Below are 16,807 nucleotides of genomic sequence, written 5' to 3'. Positions count from 1 at the left end.
ACCGGTTGCAGGCAACAAAAAGCCCGGCACAGGCCGGGCCTTTTTAGTTTGACCTTTTGTTTGACCGCCTAACCGATGCTCGGCCGTGGCGCCCGCAAATGCTGGGTGCCCTGCTTGAGCCAACCGGCCAGCGCGTCGCCAGGGACAGGCTTGGAAACATAGAAGCCCTGCGCCACATCGCACCCCAGGAGCCGGATCAACTGCCAGTCAGCCGGGTTCTCCACCCCTTCGGCCACCGTGGTCAGGTGCAATTTCTTGCCCATCTCGATGGTACTTTGCAGCATCACGTGCAGGTGCGGCTTTTCCGATGCGCCATGTACCAGGGAGCGATCTATCTTCAGCTCGGTAAACGGAATGCGGGAGAGCTGCTGCATGGACGAGAAGCCGGTACCAAAGTCGTCGATGCCCAGGCCAAAACCCTTGAGCCGCAACCGCGCCAGCGTACCCAGCGATAGCGCCAGGTCCGACATCACCGCCGTCTCGGTAATCTCCAGCAAGAGGTATTTGGGTTCGATGCCGATACGGCTGGTGGCCGCGGCAATCCGGTCCGCGAGGTCCGGCGTAGACAGCGAGCGGGCCGACAGATTGACCGCCACGCTGATAGTCAGGCCGCGGGCGTGCCAATCGCGCAGCTGCTTGAGCGCCGTCTCCAGCACCCAGTCGGTCAGCTCGTCGATCACGCCGCCCTCTTCGGCCATTGGAATGAAGTAGGCCGGCGCGATCAGGCCCAGCTCCGGGTGCTGCCAGCGCACCAGGGCCTCTACGCCGCGCATCACCCCGGAATGGGTGGTGACCTTGGGCTGGTAGTGCAGCACCAGCTCGCGGTTGACGATCGCGCGACGTATCTCCTGCGCGGAGAAGCTGTACATCGCCTCGCGCTGCTTTTCCGAAATCTCACCCGGCTTGAAGCGAGCGATCAGATTGGCCAGGCTGTCATAGGAGAGCGGCTTCTGGGCGATACCCAACACAATCAGGCCATGTTCCTGGGCCATGGTCTCCACGGTGGAGAGTATGGTGGTCTCGCGGCTCGACACCACGATCAGGGCGTTGACCAGTCGCTGCTCGGCAATGTGGCGTATCAGCTCCACACCGTCCATATCCGGCATCTCCAGGTCGGTCACCAGGATGTCGGGCTTGCGGCTGGCAGCGGCCAGCACTTCCAGCGCGTGGCGGCCATTCTCCGCTTCCAGGGTATTGCCGACACCGATGTTGGCAAGCAGGTCGAGCGCGTGCAAACGCTGCACCGCGCTGTCCTCCACCACCATCACGCTCAGTTCCGAGTAGCCTGCCATCTTTAACCTGACCCTTGTACCGCGGGTAAATATTACCAAACTATAATATTGAGCCTTTATATCGCAGCGCCCGCCGGATAGCTAGCCCATCCGGCTGCCACTGCGCTCGATCAGGCCCGGTATCGCGTCCAGGCTCGCTACCTGCTCTGCCGCGCCCAGGCGTATCGCCTCCTTGGGCATGCCAAACACAATGCAGCTCGCCTCGTCCTGCGCCAGCGTGTTCGCCCCGCTGTCGCGCATTTCCTTCAATCCCTTGGCGCCATCGTCCCCCATGCCGGTCATGATCACCCCCAGGGCATTGCGACCCGCGCACTTGGCCACCGAGCGGAACAGCACATCCACCGATGGACGGTGCCGGCTCACCAGCGGACCGTCCACCACCTCCACGTAGTAATGACTGGGCGCGCGCTTGACCAGCAGATGCTTGCCCCCGGGGGCGATCAAGGCTCGCCCGCGCACCAGGCGGTCATTATGGGCGGCTTCCTTGACCTCTATCTTGCACAGGGTATTCAAACGCTGGGCAAAGGTCGCCGTGAATTTTTCCGGCATGTGCTGAACGATGGCAAGCGCCGGGCAGCATTCGGTCAATTGCGGCAACAGCGCCTCCAGCGCCTGCACGCCACCGGTAGACACGCCCAGTGCCACGATGCGCTCGGTAATGCCCACCACCGACGGACCGCAAGGTGCATCCAGGATGGCGTCGGCACTGAGCTTGGGAGACTGTATCTTTTCGGCGACGTAGGAGAGCGGCGCGCCTTTGCCAGCCAAGCCGCCCCCCTGCGGCGAGGGCGCGGGTGGTGGTGGCGCCACCGGCCGCAGTAGCCGCAGCCGGCCCGTGGCCGCATAGGCTGCGCGGATGGCCGATACCAGATCAGCCGAGCTGTCCTGCAGGAAGTCGCGCACTCCGATCGAGGGTTTGGTGATGATGCCCAGCGCACCGGCCGAGAGTGCCTCCACGGTGACGCTGGCCCCCTTCTCGGTCAGGCTGGAACAGATCACCACCGGCGTCGGTCGCTCGGCCATCAGCTTCTTGAGGAAGGTGATGCCGTCCATGCGCGGCATCTCGATGTCGAGCACGATGACGTCCGGCCACTGCAGCTTCATCCGCTCCTGGGCGAAGATAGGGTCGGCGGCCGCGCCGAGCACCTTGATATCCGGCTCACGCCCCAACTCCTCGCTGATCACCTGGCGCACTACCGCGGAATCGTCGACGATCAACACGCTGATGGGCATACCATCTCCCTGCTAAAGCGACGCACAGCCCGTAGCCTAGGGCTTGCAAGGCGAGTCGGCCTGCGGCTGGAAACGCACCCAGACGTCTCCGGTGGCGACGTCGAACACGATATGGCGATGCCCCCGCCCGGCCAGGTGCTCCCGGCTCAGCCGAAAACCATTGCCCGCCAACCATTGCTTGCCGAAATCGATATTTCTCTCGCCCACCGCCGGCATCTTGCCGCTGTCGGGGACGAGCATATAGCCACCGCCGAACATCTTGACCACATAGTCTGCCGGCAGTGTCCCGGCCGAATGAATATAGCGCATGGCCAGCTGGAACGCCTCCTCGGCATAGCGACCATCGAGGGGACCGTCGCCACGCGGCTGGCCGCCAGGACGCACGGGCAGCAGATAGTGGCACATGCCGCCGATCTGCCGGGCCGGATGCCACCAGGTAATCGCCACGCAGGAACCGAGCAAAGTACGGATGCGGGTATCGCGGTCACCGAAATAGACCTCGCCGGGCTGCAGGAAGATGTCAATCTGGAAGCTCATCGCCGCTTCCGGTAGACCGTGGGCAGGATAGGCTCCAGCTCCTCAGGCAGCCCGATCAGCGATTCCGAATGCCCCACCACCAACCAGCCACCGGGCTTGAGCCGTTCGGCCACCATGCGCACCACGCGGCGCTTGGTCTCGGCATCGAAATAGATGATGACGTTGCGCAGGAAGATGGCATCGAAACGACCGATCTCCGGCAGAGGCTCCACCAGGTTGACTGATAGAAAGCGCACCCGCTGCCGCAGGAGCTTGTCCACCAGCAGGCTGCCCATATAGTCGCCAGTGCCGCGCAGGCAGTAACGCTTGAGATAGTCGGGTGGAATATGGCTGGCCCGCTCCATGGGATAGAGGCCGCGCCGCGCCGACAGCAGCACCCGGCTGGAAATATCCGAGCCCAGCAGCTCCCATGGCGCGCTCTCACCCAGCACGTCGGCCAGCAACATGGCAAGGCTGTAGGTTTCTTCGCCGCTGGCGCAGGCAGCACTCCAGATCCGTACCGGTTGGCCCGAGAGCTGCGGCAGCAACTGCTCGCGCAGCGCTTCGAAATGGCGCGGCTCGCGGAAGAAATAGGTCTCGTTGGTAGTGATCAGGTCGATGGCGATCTGTCGTTCCAGTTCCTCGCCGCCATCCTCGATCAAGCGGAAGTAGCTACCGTAGTCCGATATGCCACGCTCGCGCAATCGCTTGGCCAGGCGGCCGGAAAGCATGGCCTTCTTGATCGGGGCCAGGTGTATCCCGGTCAACCGTTCCACCAAGGCCTGGTACAGCACGAATTCGGCATCGCTCATCTGCACGAGGCCGAAGTCATGTACCGGCAAGGGCACGGAGAGGGTCACCACGCGCTCAATTCTCCAGTCCCAACGCGTCGCCACTGGCCGAGAGCTGGGCCATCTCCTCAATGGACAGCACATGCTCAAGCGCCAGCACGATCACAAAGCGGCCACCGAGCTTGCCCATGCCGCGGATGAACTCGGCCCTGAGCTGGGCGCCGAAGGCCGGGGCCGGTTCGATATCCTCGGCCGGTAGCTCCAGTACCTCGTCGACCGCATCCACAATCACCCCGAGGTCGTGCCAGCTATCGTCGTACTGCACCTCGACGATCACGATACAGCTGCGCCGGCCTATCTCCGTCGGCGGCCGGCCAAAGCGCACCGCCAGGTCGATCACCGGCACCACCGCGCCGCGCAGATTGATCACCCCACGCAGGAAGCGCGGCATCAACGGCACCTCGGTCAGCCCACCGTACTCGATGATCTCCTTGATATGCAGGATCTCCAGCGCATAGGTCTCGCCCCCCAACCGGAAGGTCAGATACTGCGGCAGCTCTACCGGTTCGGTGGCGGGGACTTGGGTACGCCGATGGGAAGTCAGTGCCTGGCTCATGATGGGCTACTCAGAAACGGACGAATTGGGTTTCGTCGACCGGTTTGGCCAACTGCTCGGGCCGCGCCAAGGGGCCAGGCAAAGGGCTGCTGGACACAGCTACCGGCCGGTTCATATTGGCGGAAGGCTGCAGGCGCACCACAAGCTTGGCCGGTTCGCAGGCGACTTCGCTGCGATGATGCAAGGTAAATCCGTCCAGCAGCTCACGTAGCCGCCGCGCATGGGCGTGCAGCTCCTCGGCCGTGGCCGAGAGTTCCTCCGCCGCAGCGGAATTGGACTGCGTGGCTTGGCCGAACTGATCGACCGCCTGGTTGATCTGGCGTATGCCCACCGCCTGCTCCCTGCCGGCGCTGTGGATCTCCCCCACCAGCTCAGCGGTACGGCGTATTTCGGGGAGCACGCTATCGAGCAGGCTGCCGGCGCGGGCCGCCAACTGGTCCGATTCCAGCGCCAGGCCGCCTATCTCACGGGCTGCGGTCTGACTGCGCTCGGCCAGCTTGCGCACCTCTTGCGCCACCACGGCAAAGCCCTTGCCGTGCTGACCGGCACGGGCCGCCTCAATGGCGGCATTGAGGGCCAGCAGATTGGTCTGATAGGCGATATCGTCGATCACCCCGATCTTGCGGGCGATCTGCCGCATGGCGCTGACCGAGGCGCCGACCGCCTGCCCCCCCTCGGTCGCGACCGAGGCGGCTCGGGCTGCCAAACCATCGGTCTCCGCCGCATGGTCGGCGCTCTGGGCAATCGTAGAGCCGATCTGCTCCAGCGCGGCGGCAGTCTCCTCAATATTGGCTGCCTGCTCGGTCGCGGTCTGCGATAGCGCAGTCACCGAGGCCTCCACTTGCGCCGAGATGCGCAGATTGGTATCGGCCGCTTCGCACAACTCCCCCAGCACCGTATCGAGCTGCCGGTTCATGCTTGCCAGCGCGGCCATCAGGCTGCGTTCGTCACCAGGTCGCACGCGGATCTCGGCAGTCAGATTGCCGGCCGCCACCTGGCGCGCCAGCTTTACCGCCTGCTCGGGTTCGCCACCCAGTAGCCTGGTCACATAGCTCGCCACCAGGAGGCCCAGCATGATGGCTACGGCAAAACCCAATAGCACCAGCAGCAAGGCCATCTGCCGCACACCCTGCAGATAGCGCGAATTGGCCGCCACGCCGTCGGCGATGCGTTGTCCATCGAGCGTGCCCGCCTTGACCAGCGCAGCCTCCAACTGCGAGAAACGCTGGGAGGCATCAAGGTCGAACTGCGCCAAGGACTCTCGGCTCTCGCCGCCGCGCAGGGCCTGCAAGAGCTTGTCAGCCTGGCCCTGGTAGGCCGGCCAAGCCTGGTCTATCTCGGCTGCCACCGCCTTCTCGCTCTCGTCTGCCGTAGTCGCGCGGTAGTGGTCTATATGCTCCAGGTATCGCCGCTGTGCCGCGAGGAGCCCCGGTTGCAGGGCTTCGGCCCGCGCAGGGTCGGCAACCGCGAGCATGGTCTTGAGCTGTCGCAGGTGCTGCAGTGCGGCAATATGTGCGGAGGAAAGCTCTCGTGCTGCCAGGATATGGTCGCGATAGACCTGCCTGACCTTGCCATCGGCATCGTCCAGGGCGTGCACCGCCAGCTGGCCGATGGCCGCCAGCAGGATGCCCATCAAGCCAAAGGCCAGCAGCAGCTTCTTGAACAGGGATAAACGGCTCAACCAAATCATGTCTCATTGCCCTCCTGCAAGGCGGGTCGGCGGGCCTGTTGCAGGCCCAGCAGCGCCACCCTGCGCCGCTCGTCCTGGGCGGCTCTGTGTATCAAATCGGGCACGTCCAGAATCAGTGCCACGGCACCATTGCCGAGGATGGTGGAGCCGGCCAGGCCCTTTACCCCGCGGAACAACTGGCCCAGCGGTTTAATCACGGCCTGCAGCTCCCCTTCCAGGCTGTCCACCACCAGGCCGGCACGCTGGCTGCCATACTGCACCACGACCACCGACTGGCGGCTGGGCAACGGTGCATCCACCTCGAACAGCTCACGCAGGGGCAGGTAGGGCAAGACCTCGCCGCGCAGATTGAGATAGTGCTGCCGGCTGCCGCTGTTGTCGGTCGGCAGGTCCAGACACTCCAGCACCATGTCCAGCGGAATCACAAAACCGACCGACCCCACGCCCACGCGGAAGCCGTCGATGATGGCCAGGGTCAGCGGCATGCGTAAGCGCACCACGGTCCCCTCGCCCTCGTTCGATTCAATCTCGATATCGCCCTTGAGGGCCTCGATATTGCGTTTGACCACATCCATGCCCACCCCGCGGCCGGACAGGCTGGTCACCGTCTCGCTGGTCGAAAAGCCCGGTTCGAACACTAGTTGCAGGATCTGCTGGTCGCTCAGCACCGCCTCCGCCTCGATCAGGCCACGCTCGACCGCGCGCGCACGGATACGGGCACGGTCCATGCCGGCGCCATCGTCACCGACCTCGATCACCACACTGCCCGATTCATGAAAGGCGTTGAGCCAGACCGTGCCGTAGTCCGCCTTGCCGCGTATACGGCGGGCGTCGGGCGATTCGATGCCGTGGTCGATGGCATTGCGCACCAGATGGATCAGCGGGTCGCCCAGCCGGTCGACCATGGACTTGTCGAGTTCGGTCTCCTCGCCTTCCAGCTCCAACTGGATGTCCTTGCCCAGCTCGCGCGAGGCATCGCGTACCACCCGTGGAAAGCGGCTGAATATCTCGCCCACCGGCACCATGCGCAGCGACAGGGCCTCGTCGCGGATACGCTCCACCAGCTCCGATAGCGAGGCGATGGTCTCGATCAGCGCATTGTTGCCGCTGCGGCTGGCCGAGAGCTGCGCCGCCGCACCGGCGATCACCAGTTCGCCCACGAGGTCGATCAAGCCGTCGAGCCGCGCCGCATCAACCCGCACCACACGATGCTCACGGGTCTTCTGGGCGGCATGCTCGCGCTGCTTGTCGAGCGCGGCGGCCACCGCCTGCGGGTGCGCCAGCCGCTCTTCCACCAGCAGTGCACCCAGTGGCCGATGATCGCCCACCTCACTACCCATGCGCTGCAGGCCCAGTACCTCATCGAGTTCCAAGGGCGTCAGCGCACCGCCCCGCACCAGGATCTCGCCCAGCCTGGCCATGCCCTCCGGCATCTCCTTGATCAGCCGGATGTACTCGGCAATATGGGCATGTGGCGGCAGGATGCGGACCGTGCTGTCCTCTCGGACAAACTCGAAGACATTCTCGATCGCCAGCTTGTCGATATGGGGCGCCGCATCGAACTCAATCTCAAAGCCGAGGTAACAACTCTCCGGGTCTATCAGCTCGGGCTCCGGCAAGCCGTCGTAAAGCGTAGTCAGGTAGACGATGCGGCCTATGGAGGCGAGGTAGCGGATAAAGGACAACGGGTCCATGCCGTTGCGCAGTACGTCCACGCCAAAGCGCAACGAGATGTGCCAGTGCTCGGACGACACCATGTTGTCGCCGTCGCTTTCGATCTCGATCTTGGGTGGCGGCACGGTGGCCGCCGGTACGGCCGCCGCTGGCTGTACGCTGAGATACCCCTGCAATGACAGCTCCAGGCCCTCCACCGGGATGGCTGCGCCGCCGAATTGCACTGCGTCGATCTGGGCCGCGATATGGTCGCGCGCCGCCAACAGGAGTTCGATCAGGGGTGGCGTGATGGCCAGCTCACCTTCGCGCAACCGGTCCAGCACGCTCTCGCACAGATGGGTGAAGGCCACGATCTCATCGAGCCCGAACAAGCCGGCCGAACCCTTGATGGTGTGAGCCGCGCGAAACATGGCATTGAGATGCTCACCGCGCTCTCCGTCGGGCGAGGCCTCGACCGCCAGCAGCGCTGCCTCCATGGCCGCCAACAATTCACGGCACTCCTCGAAGAAAACCTGCTTGGCGGCCTCAAGATTCATGGCGCCTCCTCGCCCGAGAGCAGCAAGGGGTCACCAAACACCCCGGCCATATTGTAGAGATCGATCACCTGTAGCACGGCCTTGCTGTGACCATGAAAGCGCAAGGGTTTTTGCTGCCGCTGCGCCTCGCGCTTGAGCATCAGGAGCAATTGCACCCCGGCGGTATCAAATTCAGCCACGCCCGAGAGATCGACGTCGATCTCCGGCGCCAGATTGAGCTCATCGACCAAGCGGCGCTTGGATACCCCGGCCTCGTAGATCGTCAGGGGCCCATCTATCCGCAGGATGCAGCGTTCGTGGTGGTAGATCGCCGAGATCGCCATGGGGGCTCCGCTTGGGCTCAGGGCAGGATCAGCTTGGCTACGGCCTTCAGCATCTGCTCGGGCTGGAAGGGTTTGACCACCCAGGCCTTGGCGCCGGCCATCTGACCCTCGATCTTCTTATCCTCCTGCGCCTCGGTGGTCAGCATGATGATGGGGGTGAAGCGGTAGTCATGCAGCTGCTTGACCGCCCGGACAAAGGCAATGCCATCCATATTGGGCATGTTCACATCCGAGATGATCAGGTGGATGCGCCGGCCATCAAGCCGCGCCAACCCTTCCCGGCCGTCGGCCGCCTCGACCACCTCATAGCCCGCCTGCATCAGCGCGATATGGACAACCTGCCGCAGACTGGCGGAATCGTCGACGATCAATATGGTCTTCTTGCTGTCGCTGGCTGCCATGGCTAGTCGGGTAGAGAAGTGTCCCTGCATTGTAGTGTAGGCCGGCCATGTGCTGACAAGCCTTATCGCACGCCGGGCGCGGGCGGGAACGGGACGCGACAACCATCGCGCGCTCAGGTCACAATACAGCCATCCAAAGAGGAGCCGCATCATGTCCCCATCCTTGCAGGTCGGCCTGGTTGGCTATGGTTTTGCCGGCCGTACCTTCCATGCCCCGCTGATCCACGCCACGCCGGGCTGCACCCTGGCCCGCATTGCCAGCAGCCAACCGGAACTGGTGCAGGCCGACTTCCCTGGCCTACCGACTGCCCCCAATCCAGCCGCCCTGCTAGCCCAGCCGGACATCGACCTGGTGGTGCTGGCGACCCCCAACGACAGCCACTACCCATTGGCCCTGGCCGCACTCGAAGCAGGCAAGCATGTCGTGGTGGACAAGCCCTTTACCCTGACCGTGGCCGAAGCCGAGTCACTGCTCGCTGCCGCCCGCCGCCACAATCGCCTGCTGTCGGTGTTCCACAACCGGCGCTGGGATGCCGACTTCCTGCTGCTGCAGCAATTGCTGGAGGCCGGTGCCTTGGGCCGGGTCACCCAGTTCGAGTCGCGTTTTGACCGCTTCCGTCCGGAAGTACGGCAACGCTGGCGCGAGGCCGACGTGCCCGGCGCCGGCATCTGGTTCGACCTTGGTCCGCACCTGCTCGACCAGGCGCTGTGCCTCTTTGGCAAACCCGATGCCATCAGTGCCGACATCGCCATCCGCCGCGACCAGGGCCAGGCCGCAGACGACGTGCTGGCGGTACTGCACTACCCCGGTTTGCGGGTCAGTCTGGCCGCCAGCTGCCTGGTTGCCGGTGGTGCACCGCGCTTCCTGCTGCACGGCACCCATGGCAGCCTGGCCATCCACGGTCTGGACGCACAGGAGGATCAACTCAAGGCCGGCCTGCGGCCCGGCCAAGCCGGTTGGGCGCGCGACCCGCGCCAGGCGCACTGGTACAAGGCCGGCGAGCAGACCGTCCTGCCCCTGCCGGACGGCGCTTATACCCGCTACTACGCCGGCGTACGCGACGCCATCCTCGGCCACGGCCCCAACCCGGTCACGCCGGAATCCGCCCTCCTGGTCATGCAATGCCTGGAAGCTGGCCTGGCCAGCAGCCAATCCGGCCAGCGCGTGGCCCTGTCTTGAACACGACGAGCTTCACTATGCCCCTCAGCCCCACCCAGCGCCTGGCCCTACGCCGGCAATGCCATACCGTCCTGCCTGGCTTTCGCATGCCTACCCCCGCCGAGGAGTTCCAGGCGCTCGCCCAATGGTGCGAAGCCCGTGGGGTCGAGCATGACCAGTACGGCCAAGGTGATCTGATCATCGGTTTTGAGCGGCGCATTGCCGAACTGCTGGGCAAGCCGGCCGCCGTCTTCATGCCCAGCGGGGTGATGGCACAGCTGATCGCCGTTCGCATCTGGAGCGAGCGCACCGGCCTGCCACGCTTTGGCATGCACCCCACCAGCCATCTGCAGCTGCACGAGGAAGAGGCCTACCAAGCCCTGTTCCAGCTGCAGGGCGTGCCGGTAGGCAATCGCCTGAGCCCCTTGCTCGCCACCGATCTTGCGGCGGTGAAGCAGGCCCTGGCCTGCTTGATCGTGGAGCTGCCGATACGCGAGGCCGGCGGCCAGCTGCCGAGCTGGGATGCCCTCACCGTCCTCAAGGCGGCCGCCCGCGAGCGACAGCTGCCGCTGCATCTCGACGGCGCGCGTCTATGGGAGAGCCGCGCCTACTACGATCGCAGCCATGCCGAGATCGTCGCCGGTTTTGATTCGGTCTACGTGTCGATGTACAAGGGTATAGGTGGCATCGCCGGCGCCGTGCTGGCCGGGGAGGCGGATTTCATTGCGGAAGCCCGGCTCTGGCAGCGCCGTATGGGCGGTACCCTGGTACATCAGAGCCCCTTTATCGCCTCCGCCGCCATGCGGCTGGATACGCGCCTGGGCCAGCTCGATGCCTGCTACCAGCGCACCCTCTCGCTGGCCGAACAGCTGGGCCAGGTCGCCGGCCTGCGGGTCAACCCGACAGTGCCGCACTGCAATATGTTCCACCTCTATTTCGACGCGCCGGCCGAGGCTGTGCTGGAGGCGCGTGATCGCATTGCAGCCAGCCAGGGCTGCTGGGTGGTGGGTCACGTCAAAGCTGCCGAGGTACCTGGCTGGAGCAGTACCGAACTGACCGTGGGCGATACCTTGCTGGCGCTGCCGGACGAACAAGTCCGGTCGTGGTTCACTCAACTCCTTGTGGGCTGAAAGCCCCGCCAGGCTGGACTATAGTGGGCGGTAGGTGGCACGGCGCCAGGCCCGTGACCGCCCATACCCAGCCTGGAGGAGCCATCATGTCCGAAGCCGCCCTGCTGCAGCGGGCCCTGCTCGCCGTCGCCCAGGAAACCAGTACCGGGCAAGCCTATTTCGATTTCATGACCCGTGCCCTGTGTGCCCTGTTCGGCATCCAGTACGCCTTTGTCGGCCTGGTCAGCGAGGACCAGCGCTCGGTCACCACCATCTCTACCTGCTCTGGCGGCACCATGGTGCCCAATATGACCTATGAGCTAGCCGACACGCCCTGCGAGAGCGTCTACGGCAAGTGCATGTGCGTCTATCCCCGTGGCGTGGCCGATAGCTTTCCCAAAGACCTGCTGCTACGCGAGATGGGCGTGGAGAGCTACCTCGGTGCACCTATCTTCGATAGTACCGGCAAGGCCATCGGTCTCGTGGTCCTGCTCGATGGCGCCCCCTTCGTCGATAGCGGCGAGCGGCGCACCATCGTACAGGTCCTTGCCGCACGGGCTGGCGCCGAGATCGACCGCATGCGGTTGGAAGACTCCCTGCGCACCCTCAACCAGCGGCTGGAAACCGAGGTGGCCGCCCGCACCCGTGAGCTGCGCGAAGCCAACCAGGCGCTCGACAACTTCTCCCACTCCATCGCCCACGACCTACGTGCTCCGCTGCGCCATATGAGCAGCTTTTGCGAGCTCCTGGTGGAGTTGCCCGAACTCAAGACTTCCAGTGAGGCCCAACGCTACGGTGAGGTGGTCATCAATTCCAGTCGCAAGATGGCCAGCATGATAGAAGCGGTGCTGGAATACTCCCGCCTCGCCCGGGCCGAGCCGCGCAAACAGCAGCTCGATGCCGCAGCGCTGATAGATGAAGTCGTAGCCGAAGCCCGCAGCGGGCTGCAGGGCCATCCTTGCGAGGTCCGCCAACCCGACGCCGGCACGCTCTATGCCGACCCGACGCTATTGCGCATGGCGCTCTCCAACCTGGTCGGCAATGCCTTCAAATACGCCCGCGAGCGCGACGTGATCCGGGTCGAAATCGACCTCACCCCGCTGCCCGGCCATACCCGCCTGAGCGTACGCGACAACGGTGCCGGCTTTGATATGCAGCACGCCGACAAGCTCTTTGGCATGTTCCAGCGCCTGCACAACGCCAAGCAGTTCGAGGGGCACGGCGTGGGCCTCGCCAATGTGCGCAACATCGTCAGCCGCCATGGCGGCGAGGTCGGCTTTGAGAGTCGCGCCGGCCAGGGCGCCTATTTCTGGCTGGACCTGCCGGACGAGCGCCCATGAGCCGCCCGCTGCGTCCCATCCTGCTCGCCGAGGACGACGACCTCGACGCCGAGCTGACGCTACGCGCCTTTGAGCGCTCGCGCTTGGCCAACCCACTCAAGCGGGTGGGCGACGGGCTGGAGGCCATGGAACACCTGGCCGCCTGCCTGCGCGGCGAAGCGATACTGCCGGCCGTGGTACTGCTGGACATCAAGATGCCGCGCCTCGATGGCCTTGCCACCCTGCAGGCGATCAAGACCGATCCGAAACTCCGCCACCTACCGGTGGTCATGCTCACCTCCTCGCGCGAACATGGCGACCTCTTGCACTCCTACAACCAGGGTGTAAACGCCTACATCGTCAAACCGGTTGGCCAGCAGGCCCTGTTGGAGGCAGTCCAAGCCTTGGGGCTCTTCTGGGGCGTACTCAACTGTCTGCCGGACAACGAAAGCAGCTAGCACTTCCCGCCTTGTGCTTTATTCCCAATCAGCAAATGCGCTAGCATGCCTTACCGCCAACAAGCATAAGGCCGATCCGTGAAATTCAGCCACGCCCTGCTCGCAGCCCTGCTGGTTACCGCCGGCCAGGCCGCCACGCCGCCCGCCGGTGCCGACCATAACCCGCCCCCGGGCATCGCCTGGGAAAAGGGCGACGTCGCCGCCGCCTTTGCCCGTGCCAAGGCCGAGAAGAAGCCCTTGTTCCTGTACTGGGGTGCCGTCTGGTGCCCACCCTGCAACCAGGTCAAGGCCACCCTCTTCAACCAGCAGGCCTTCATCGACCGTACCCGCCAGTTCGTCCCGGTCTATCTCGATGGCGACAGCCCCGGTGCACAAAAGCTGGGCGCGCAGTTCAAGGTGCGTGGCTACCCCACCATGATCCTGTTCAAGCCGGACGGGACCGAAATCACCCGCCTGCCCGGCGAAGTCGACAGCGAGCGCTACCTGCAGACTCTGGAGCTGGGCCTGAGCAATGCACGCCCGGTCAAGCAGACCCTGGCCGCCGCGCTCAAGGGCGACAAGCTTGCCGGTGAGGACTGGAAACTCCTGGCCGACTATTCCTGGGATACCGACCAGGCGCAGCTGGTGCCGGAAGACAAGCTGCCGGCCACTCTGCTCAAGCTGGCCCAGCGCGTCCCGGCCAGCGAAGCGGCCACCGCAGCCCGCCTGCAGCTCAAGGCTCTGGCAATAAGCGCCACTGCCGAACACCCACCCAAGGTCGATGCCGCCGCAGCACTGAAAACCCTCAACTCGGTATTGGCCGACGCAGCCCAGTCGCGTGCCAACTTCGACGTACTGGTTAACTACGCGCCGGATATCGCCCAACTGGTCGCTCCGGCCGGTCAGGCGAGCCATGCACCCTTGCTGGCCAGCTGGAACAAGGCACTGCAGGGCCTGGCCAGCGACGCCAGCCTGTCGGCCAACGACCGTCTCGGCGCGGTCGCCGCCCAGGTGGGCCTGGCCCGCATCGACACCCCCAAGGGTACCGTGGCCGAGCCCCTGCTGGGCGAGGTGAAGAAGCGGGTGGCCCAGGCCGATACCGCCACCACCAATGGCTACGAGCGTCAGTCGGTCATCAATACCGCTGCCCATACCCTGGCCGACGCCGGCCTGCTGGAGGATTCCGACAAGCTCCTGCAGGCCGAACTCAAGCGCTCGCACTCGCCCTACTACTTCATGCTGGCCCTGGCAGCCAACGCCAAGCAGCGTGGCGACAAAGCCACCGCCCTGAACTGGTACGAGCAGGCCTATGACCGTTCCGAAGGCCCCGCCACCCGCTTGCAGTGGGGCGTGACCTACGTCAACGGCATCATCGAGCTGGCACCGCAGGACGACGCCCGTCTTGACCGTGCCACCCAGCGCATCCTCGGTGAGCTCAGCGAGATGCAGAACGTGTTCTACGAGCGCAACCGCCGCTCGCTGGAAAAGCTCGCCACCCGGCTCAATAGCTGGAACAAGGACGGCCAGCACCAGGCCAGCGTACGCAAGACCCAGGCCCAGCTGCAATCGTTGTGCGGCAAGCTGCCAGCCAAGGACCCGCAAAAGCCGGTCTGCGAGCAGATCGCCAAATCGGTAAAGGCCTAAGCCCGTCTCGGCCAGACAAAAGGGCCTGCATATGCAGGCCCTTTTTACTTGCCGTAACGGCTAACGCCGCAGGGCTCAATATTCGCCGAGATAGTCGCGCTTGCCGATCTCCACGCCGTTGTGGCGCAGGATGTCGTAGGCGGTGGTGACATGGAAATAGAAGTTGGGGATCACGAAATGGAACAGATAGGGTACCGCCTTGAACTCGGTATCCTTGCCGCGCAGCTTGATGGTCACCACCCGCTCCTCGCTGCCCTCGATCTTGTCGGCCGGCACGCTCTCCAGGAAGGCGATGGTCTTGGCGATACGCGCCTTGAGCTCAGCGATCGTGGCCTCGTCGTCGGCATAGCTCGGCACCTCGATGCCTGCCAGGCGGGCCGCACAGCCCTTTACACCATCGGTGGCGATCTGGATCTGCCGGGCCAGCGGCAGCATGTCCGGCGCCAGACGGCAGCCGACCAGCACGGTCGGGTCGTACTTGCGTGCCTCGGCACAGGCGACCGCCTTGTCGAGAATGGCGTCGAGGTTCTTCAGGGTACGGACAAAGCCGGGGATGGAAGCCTGGTACATAGAGAGGGACATGGGGAAGCTCCTGGGTGATGAGTGCGTTCGAAAATCTTGATTTTCAACCTGCACTCTATGGGGACGATCTAGACCGGCCACAAGGGCGGCTCGTTCATCTGCGCAATCTGCTCACGCAATTCCAGCATGCTTTGCTGCCAATAGTGGCCCGTGCCAAACCAGGGAAAGGCACTGGGGAAGGCCGGGTCATCCCAGCGCCGTGCAAGCCAGGCCTTGTAGTGCAGCAGCCGCAAGGTACGCAGGGCCTCGATCAGGTAAAGCTCGCGGCTGTTGAACTCGCAGAAGTCCTCATAGCCCGCCAACAGGTCGGCCAGTTGCCGCACCCTGTCCTGGCGCTCGCCACTCAAGAGCATCCACAGGTCCTGGATGGCCGGCCCGCTGCGGCTGTCGTCAAAGTCTACAAAGTGCGGCCCGGCATCGGTCCAGAGTATGTTGCTGGCGTGGCAATCGCCATGCAGGCGCAGCTGCGCGACCTCGCCGGCCGCCTCGAAGCAGCGGCGTACCTCGACCAAGGCAGCCTTGGCCAGTTGCCCAAAGTCCTCGCGCTGGTCCCGCGGGATAAAGTCGCTTTGCAGCAACCAGGCCAAGGGTTCGTCACCAAAGCTGGCAATGTCTACCGCCGGCCGCGCCGCATAGGTCCGCTGGCCGCCCACGGCGTGGATGCGCCCCATAAAGCGCCCCAGCCAGGCCAGCACCTCTGGGTCATCCAGCTCGGGGCTACGCCCGCCGCGGCGCGGGAACACAGCGAAGTGAAAACCGGCATGCTGGTGCAGGGTACGGCCGTCCACTTCCAGCGCCGCCACCACCGGTACCTCGGCAGCCGCCAGCTCTGCCAGAAAACCGTGTTCCTCCAGGATCTGCGCCTCGCTCCAGCGCGCCGGCCGGTAGAACTTCGCGATCAAGGGTGGGCCTTCATCCATGCCCACCTGGTAGACACGGTTCTCATAGCTATTGAGGGCCAGCAGGCTGCTGCTGGCCCTGAGGCCGAGGCTGTCCATGGCATCAAGCAGGCAGTCCGGGGTCAGGGTATCGAAGGGGTGGGCATTCATGACCGGTATTGTACGTGTACCGGTCGATCGCATTGACATACTTCCGACGCATCTGATCGTTAAGCTGGCCCCATGCCCAAACACTACCCATCCCTCCTCCTGAGCGCCCTGATCAGCCTGGTAGCGACCGCCGCCGAAGCCGAAAAGGTGCACTACCCCGGCCCCGGCGGCATCGAACTGACCGCGCTCTGGCAAGCGCAGGATCACCCCGCCCCGGTCGTGATCGTGCTGCACGGCTGCGGCGGCCTGTACGGCAAACGGGGCGAAGTGGCGCCACGGCATACCGCCATGGCAGCTTTTCTGCAGCGGCAGGGTTATGCCGTGCTGATGCCCGACAGCTTCGGGCCGCGCGGCCAGACGGAGGTCTGCACCGAGAAGAACGGCCAGCGCCAGGTCACCGTCAGCCAACGTGCCGACGACGTACTGGCGGCCCGCC

At 64.7% G+C, this 16,807-nt stretch carries 17 protein-coding genes; 6 read left to right on the top strand and 11 right to left on the bottom strand.

Features of this window, described 5'->3' with window-relative positions; all coding sequences use genetic code 11:
* Positions 1-68 precede the first annotated feature (68 nt).
* The 9 genes from VIM95_RS14830 to VIM95_RS14790 all read right to left on the bottom strand — a co-directional run bounded on the left by VIM95_RS14830 (position 69) and on the right by VIM95_RS14790 (position 9,072).
* Positions 69-1,292, bottom strand: a complete 1,224-nt coding sequence (locus VIM95_RS14830; RefSeq protein WP_331987074.1) for an EAL domain-containing response regulator — start codon at positions 1,290-1,292, stop codon at positions 69-71.
* An 81-nt stretch (positions 1,293-1,373) separates the two neighbouring features.
* Positions 1,374-2,525 carry a chemotaxis response regulator protein-glutamate methylesterase gene (locus tag VIM95_RS14825; RefSeq protein WP_331987070.1) on the bottom strand — a complete coding sequence of 384 codons (1,152 nt, stop codon included), beginning with the start codon at positions 2,523-2,525 and terminating at the stop codon, positions 1,374-1,376.
* 36 nt (positions 2,526-2,561) lie between these two features.
* Positions 2,562-3,062, bottom strand: a complete 501-nt coding sequence (locus tag VIM95_RS14820; protein ID WP_331987067.1) for a chemotaxis protein CheD — start codon at positions 3,060-3,062, stop codon at positions 2,562-2,564.
* On the bottom strand, positions 3,059-3,904 hold the full coding sequence (locus VIM95_RS14815) for a protein-glutamate O-methyltransferase CheR (protein WP_331987065.1): 846 nt from the start codon (positions 3,902-3,904) through the stop codon (positions 3,059-3,061). Before VIM95_RS14815 ends, VIM95_RS14820 begins: the two co-directional genes overlap by 4 nt.
* 4 nt (positions 3,905-3,908) lie before the next feature.
* A complete protein-coding gene (locus tag VIM95_RS14810) occupies positions 3,909-4,448 on the bottom strand; it encodes a chemotaxis protein CheW (protein ID WP_331987062.1) in 540 nt (179 codons plus the stop codon).
* Positions 4,449-4,458: 10 nt separating this feature from the next.
* The gene (locus VIM95_RS14805) at positions 4,459-6,138 is read right to left on the bottom strand and encodes a methyl-accepting chemotaxis protein (RefSeq protein ID WP_331987059.1); all 1,680 of its coding nucleotides are present in this window, start codon (positions 6,136-6,138) and stop codon (positions 4,459-4,461) included.
* Positions 6,135-8,348, bottom strand: a complete 2,214-nt coding sequence (locus VIM95_RS14800) for a chemotaxis protein CheA (RefSeq protein ID WP_331987055.1) — start codon at positions 8,346-8,348, stop codon at positions 6,135-6,137. Before VIM95_RS14800 ends, VIM95_RS14805 begins: the two co-directional genes overlap by 4 nt.
* The gene (locus VIM95_RS14795) at positions 8,345-8,671 is read right to left on the bottom strand and encodes an STAS domain-containing protein (protein WP_331987051.1); all 327 of its coding nucleotides are present in this window, start codon (positions 8,669-8,671) and stop codon (positions 8,345-8,347) included. The genes VIM95_RS14800 and VIM95_RS14795 overlap by 4 nt, the downstream gene beginning before the upstream one ends.
* A gap of 17 nt (positions 8,672-8,688) precedes the next feature.
* On the bottom strand, positions 8,689-9,072 hold the full coding sequence (locus tag VIM95_RS14790) for a response regulator (protein WP_331987047.1): 384 nt from the start codon (positions 9,070-9,072) through the stop codon (positions 8,689-8,691).
* A 151-nt stretch (positions 9,073-9,223) separates the two neighbouring features.
* Between VIM95_RS14790 and VIM95_RS14785 the strand changes: the two genes are divergently transcribed.
* From VIM95_RS14785 to VIM95_RS14765, 5 genes are all read left to right on the top strand, one after another.
* Positions 9,224-10,252: an oxidoreductase gene (locus VIM95_RS14785; RefSeq protein WP_331987044.1), complete on the top strand. Its 1,029-nt coding sequence runs from the start codon at positions 9,224-9,226 to the stop codon at positions 10,250-10,252.
* Between the two features lie 17 nt (positions 10,253-10,269).
* Positions 10,270-11,361 carry a threonine aldolase family protein gene (locus VIM95_RS14780; RefSeq protein ID WP_331987043.1) on the top strand — a complete coding sequence of 364 codons (1,092 nt, stop codon included), beginning with the start codon at positions 10,270-10,272 and terminating at the stop codon, positions 11,359-11,361.
* A gap of 86 nt (positions 11,362-11,447) precedes the next feature.
* Positions 11,448-12,680, top strand: a complete 1,233-nt coding sequence (locus VIM95_RS14775) for a sensor histidine kinase (RefSeq protein ID WP_331987042.1) — start codon at positions 11,448-11,450, stop codon at positions 12,678-12,680.
* Entirely contained in the window at positions 12,677-13,117 is a 441-nt protein-coding gene (locus tag VIM95_RS14770; protein ID WP_331987041.1) for a response regulator, read from the top strand. The genes VIM95_RS14775 and VIM95_RS14770 overlap by 4 nt, the downstream gene beginning before the upstream one ends.
* 78 nt (positions 13,118-13,195) lie before the next feature.
* Positions 13,196-14,740, top strand: a complete 1,545-nt coding sequence (locus VIM95_RS14765) for a thioredoxin family protein (protein WP_331987040.1) — start codon at positions 13,196-13,198, stop codon at positions 14,738-14,740.
* A gap of 75 nt (positions 14,741-14,815) precedes the next feature.
* On the opposite strand, the gene VIM95_RS14760 is transcribed toward VIM95_RS14765, so the two are convergent.
* Positions 14,816-15,322: a DUF1993 domain-containing protein gene (locus VIM95_RS14760; RefSeq protein ID WP_331987039.1), complete on the bottom strand. Its 507-nt coding sequence runs from the start codon at positions 15,320-15,322 to the stop codon at positions 14,816-14,818.
* Between the two features lie 68 nt (positions 15,323-15,390).
* A complete protein-coding gene (locus VIM95_RS14755) occupies positions 15,391-16,371 on the bottom strand; it encodes a serine/threonine protein kinase (RefSeq protein WP_331987038.1) in 981 nt (326 codons plus the stop codon).
* A gap of 72 nt (positions 16,372-16,443) precedes the next feature.
* Between VIM95_RS14755 and VIM95_RS14750 the strand changes: the two genes are divergently transcribed.
* Positions 16,444-16,807 (top strand): hypothetical protein (locus VIM95_RS14750; protein WP_331987037.1); only part of this gene is annotated, 364 nt, incomplete at its 3' end.

This window comes from Chitinimonas sp., assembly GCF_036568685.1.
GTDB lineage: Bacteria > Pseudomonadota > Gammaproteobacteria > Burkholderiales > Chitinimonadaceae > Chitinimonas.
This window is presented reverse-complemented; position numbering and strand designations above follow the sequence as displayed.